The 3,583-nt window shown below is 38.8% G+C and carries 8 protein-coding genes; all 8 read left to right on the forward strand.

From position 1 onward, the window contains the following. Window positions 1-198: 198 nt before the first annotated feature. The 8 genes from EWV68_RS20485 (at window position 199) to EWV68_RS20520 (ending at window position 3,496) form a co-directional block, all read left to right on the forward strand. Entirely contained in the window at window positions 199-657 is a 459-nt protein-coding gene (locus EWV68_RS20485; protein ID WP_287170877.1) for a hypothetical protein, read from the forward strand. A 100-nt stretch (window positions 658-757) separates the two neighbouring features. Then, window positions 758-997, forward strand: coding sequence for a DUF2281 domain-containing protein (locus tag EWV68_RS20490; protein WP_008199001.1), 240 nt, complete (start codon window positions 758-760; stop codon window positions 995-997). Next, the gene (locus tag EWV68_RS20495) at window positions 994-1,443 is read left to right on the forward strand and encodes a type II toxin-antitoxin system VapC family toxin (RefSeq protein ID WP_193960284.1); all 450 of its coding nucleotides are present in this window, start codon (window positions 994-996) and stop codon (window positions 1,441-1,443) included. The genes EWV68_RS20490 and EWV68_RS20495 overlap by 4 nt, the downstream gene beginning before the upstream one ends. Window positions 1,444-1,536: 93 nt before the next feature. Next, window positions 1,537-1,764, forward strand: coding sequence for a type II toxin-antitoxin system Phd/YefM family antitoxin (locus EWV68_RS20500; RefSeq protein ID WP_287170878.1), 228 nt, complete (start codon window positions 1,537-1,539; stop codon window positions 1,762-1,764). A gap of 330 nt (window positions 1,765-2,094) precedes the next feature. Further along, on the forward strand, window positions 2,095-2,313 hold the full coding sequence (locus EWV68_RS20505) for a DUF2283 domain-containing protein (RefSeq protein WP_159292797.1): 219 nt from the start codon (window positions 2,095-2,097) through the stop codon (window positions 2,311-2,313). 186 nt (window positions 2,314-2,499) lie between these two features. Beyond that, a complete protein-coding gene (locus EWV68_RS20510) occupies window positions 2,500-2,916 on the forward strand; it encodes a XisH family protein (protein ID WP_061432221.1) in 417 nt (138 codons plus the stop codon). After that, the gene (locus tag EWV68_RS20515; RefSeq protein ID WP_061432222.1) at window positions 2,904-3,233 is read left to right on the forward strand and encodes a XisI protein; all 330 of its coding nucleotides are present in this window, start codon (window positions 2,904-2,906) and stop codon (window positions 3,231-3,233) included. Before EWV68_RS20510 ends, EWV68_RS20515 begins: the two co-directional genes overlap by 13 nt. Before the next feature lie 29 nt (window positions 3,234-3,262). After that, complete coding sequence (locus EWV68_RS20520; protein ID WP_061432223.1) at window positions 3,263-3,496, forward strand: hypothetical protein; 234 nt, start codon at window positions 3,263-3,265, stop codon at window positions 3,494-3,496. Window positions 3,497-3,583: the final 87 nt, after the last annotated feature.

Consider the following 3,583-nt stretch of genomic DNA (forward strand, 5'->3'; position numbering starts at 1 on the left):
GACTCTGTGTAAGACAGTACATGGTTTTTTAACTGTGGTATGCGACGGTGGTGGAAGCAGAAACTTAAATCGTGAGGTTTAGGAATCGCCGCACTTTTAGGGCGGCGAGGATGTCAAAAACAATACGCTCATCTGTTCGTCCTTGGCTTTGCGATCGCTCCTAGCGCTCGTCAGTTTGTAGAAAACTGTCAGGATACGGTGGGGATTCCCGCGACTTACATCCAAGCAACTCCAGACCTGCTGATGGGGGATTTACTCAAAAACATGAGGAGTTCCCAGATATTCAGCGTCTGTGGACTGCCAGAGATTAGGATTAATCCCATCGCTGAGGGTAAATATCAAGTGGAGTTATTGGGGTTGGATGTGTTTGACCCGGTTACAATGAAAGTGGACTCGGAACCGGGTAAGAATGTCCCCGCTTGGTTTCTCGATACTGACTACAACGGCCTATGTTTCCACGTCAATCAGGCATTTTTTCCCCGTACCGGCGCTTGGGATTCGGTTAAGAAAGCTTTAAAGGGAACCTATGAGGAATCAGTCTGGGAACATCTAGCAGGGACAACCAGCGCAGCTTTTGCAGTGGGAGAACATCGGCAAATTGCCGTTAAGGTGATTGATGACCGCGGGAATGAGTTGTTAGTGGTTAAAAGTTTGTAAGAGGTAGAGTTATGACTAATTCAGAAAATAACCCAATCGAAATATAGGATTTAATATTAAAGAGTGAGAAGTTACACTTAATGTTCAATAAAATAACTCTATGAATATCGAAAAAAATGTTATAGAATATCTCCGAAAATTACCCCCAGACAAACAACAGGAAGTCTTAGACTTTACCCAATTCCTGAGCCAAAAGTCAACCCTGCCTAAACCCAATCCTAATTTAACCCCAGAACAACGATCTGCTAATTGGTTAGCATGGGTTGATAGTCATAAATCCTCTAATCCTCCCTTACCCGATGAAGCCTTACACCGAGACAGTATGTACGAAGACGAATGACTCAATATTTACTGGATACCAACATTCTTTTACGAGGCAGTGACCGGAATTCCTCTCAGTATTCTCTGGTGAGAGATGCTATTAACTATATCCTTCAACACGGTGACACTTGTTTGATTACCTCTCAAGTATTAATTGAATTTTGGGTAGTTGCTACTCGTCCACTTGATGTTAATGGTCTAGGTTGGAATCCACAACAAACGCAACAAGAAATTAACAATCTTCTTTCTCAATTCTCTTTATTAGAAGAAACCCCAGAGATTTTTCTCCACTGGTTTCAACTGGTCGTTAATCATAACATTAAAGGAAAACGAACCCATGACATCAGGCTGTTAGCCGTAATGCAATCCCATAATATTACTCATTTACTAACCTTTAATCCTGATGATTTCATCCTTGTTCCTCACATCACCATCATTCAACCTCAAGATTTATTAGGAAATTAATCAATCCAAAATCAAAAATCGAAATGTCCTACGAAGTCAACGAACCGATTCTCAACTCACCTTTTGATGAACCCTTGATGAAGTGTACCCAAAATGGAAACTATCGACATAAATAAAGCCTTGCCGCAAATCAATCAACTCCTAGAAAAAGCAGCGACAGGAGGAGAAATAATTATTACCAGAAATAATCAACCAATGGTAAAATTAGTATCACCTCAAACTATACCTAAACGTCCTCCTTTATTTGGCAGTGACAAAAATATAATTTCCATTGGTGATGACTTTGATGAACCATTAGAGGACTTTAAGGATTATATGTAATGAGATTACTATTGGATACTCATAGCTTAAATATTAGTGGTTAGAGAGTTGCTTAAAAATCAACAATGAAACCAATTAGATTAACAAAACACGCTCGAGAACAATGTATTGAACGAGGAACAAATGAACAAGAAATTATTGGAGCAATTCGTTATGGGACTCGACAAAGTGCCAAACAAGGAAGGGATAAATATTAGACTATAATTCAGACTAATTCCTATTGGCAAGGAAAATTTTACCCTCTAAAACAAGTTGTTCCCATTGTTACAGAAACAGAACAAGAATTGATTGTCATTACTGTTTACACCTACTATTTTTAAAGGAGACAAAATGAAAATTACCTACGATGCAGAAATTGATGCCCTTTATATTAGACTTGTAGAGGGAAAACATGAATGTCGAAATCTTCAGTTAAACGATGAAATCACCTTAAACCTTGGTGATAATGATCTTTTAGTTGGCATTGAAATTCTCGACGCTAAAGATGTTTTAGGAACAGGAAATGTACCCCAAGTCATCCTTGAGAATATTCCTTTTCGAGCTGCTTAAAAAGGAGTTAATATGAAACAACCTCAAAACCTGCTAGAAAATTAATCAATCCAAAATCCAAAATCCAAAATCCAAAATCGAAATGTCCTACGAAGTCAACGAACCGATTCTCAACTCACCTTTTGATGAACCCTTGATGAAGTTAAATCAGCCGTTTATCAAGCTTGCTTATACTTAGAAAATTCTATGTCAGCCAAAGATATTTTTCATCAATCCGTGTGTATTGCCCTCGAAAAAGATGGCTGGAATATCACCCATGATCCCCTTTATCTTAAAGTCAATGACGTAGAATTTTACATCGATTTAGGCGCGGAAAGATTAATTGCCGCAGAAAAGGCAGGTCAAAAAATTGCCCTAGAGATTAAATCTTTTTTAGGCGCATCTGAAGTCACCGAATTTCATCTCGCATTAGGACAAATCCTCAATTATCGGTTAGCATTAAGACAGGAACAACCCGAAAGGATTCTTTATCTAGCCATTCCTCAAGATACCTATGAGGACTTTTTCTCTCGTCAATTTATTCAAGACGCTGTAGCCGAATATAAAATTAAACTCTTAATCTTTAATTCTCTCAAACAAGAGGTGGTATTATGGAAAGAATAAACTACTCTCAACTGATTCAAGACATTCTCAACCAACATTCAGTTAATAACGGCAAAAATGACACAGAAACTCAACTTATTTTTGACACAAAACGCCATCATTACCAAGTCTTAAATATTGGGTGGAAAGAGCAAAAGCGAATCTATGGTGTGATTATTCATCTTGACATAAAAGATGACAAAATCTGGATTCAAAGAGATGGAACAGAAATCGGCATTGCCAATCAATTAATCGCGGCTGGTGTTCCCAAACAAGATATAGTCTTAGGTTTTCAGGCTCCCTATAAACGTAGTTTAACCGAATTTGCCTTGAGTTAATACATAAGAAAAAAATCCTAAATAACCCTATGTCCTACGAAGTCAACGAACCGATTCTCAACTCACCTTTTGATGAACCCTCCCGTTATTGGTTCATCCGAGAAGGTTATGAACCAGAATTAAAAGAAGGGAGAAGACCAGCTATTGTCTATCCCCCCCGGGAAGGTGACAGCGAATGGGAATTAGGAAAAGTTCTCAAACTTTCACCCCCCGATGAATTTTTCCCTGGTTTTGACATCCTCACCGCCGTAAACGGACGGTGATTCCCAAACCTCACGATTTAGGTTTCTGCTTGGGGTCCCGAAGGATTTTTCGCACCTGCCTTAACAGATTTACTCTGTTCTGGTCTT

The sequence above is a fragment of the Microcystis sp. M_QC_C_20170808_M9Col genome, assembly GCF_007095495.1.
In the GTDB taxonomy this organism is placed as follows: domain Bacteria; phylum Cyanobacteriota; class Cyanobacteriia; order Cyanobacteriales; family Microcystaceae; genus Microcystis; species Microcystis aeruginosa.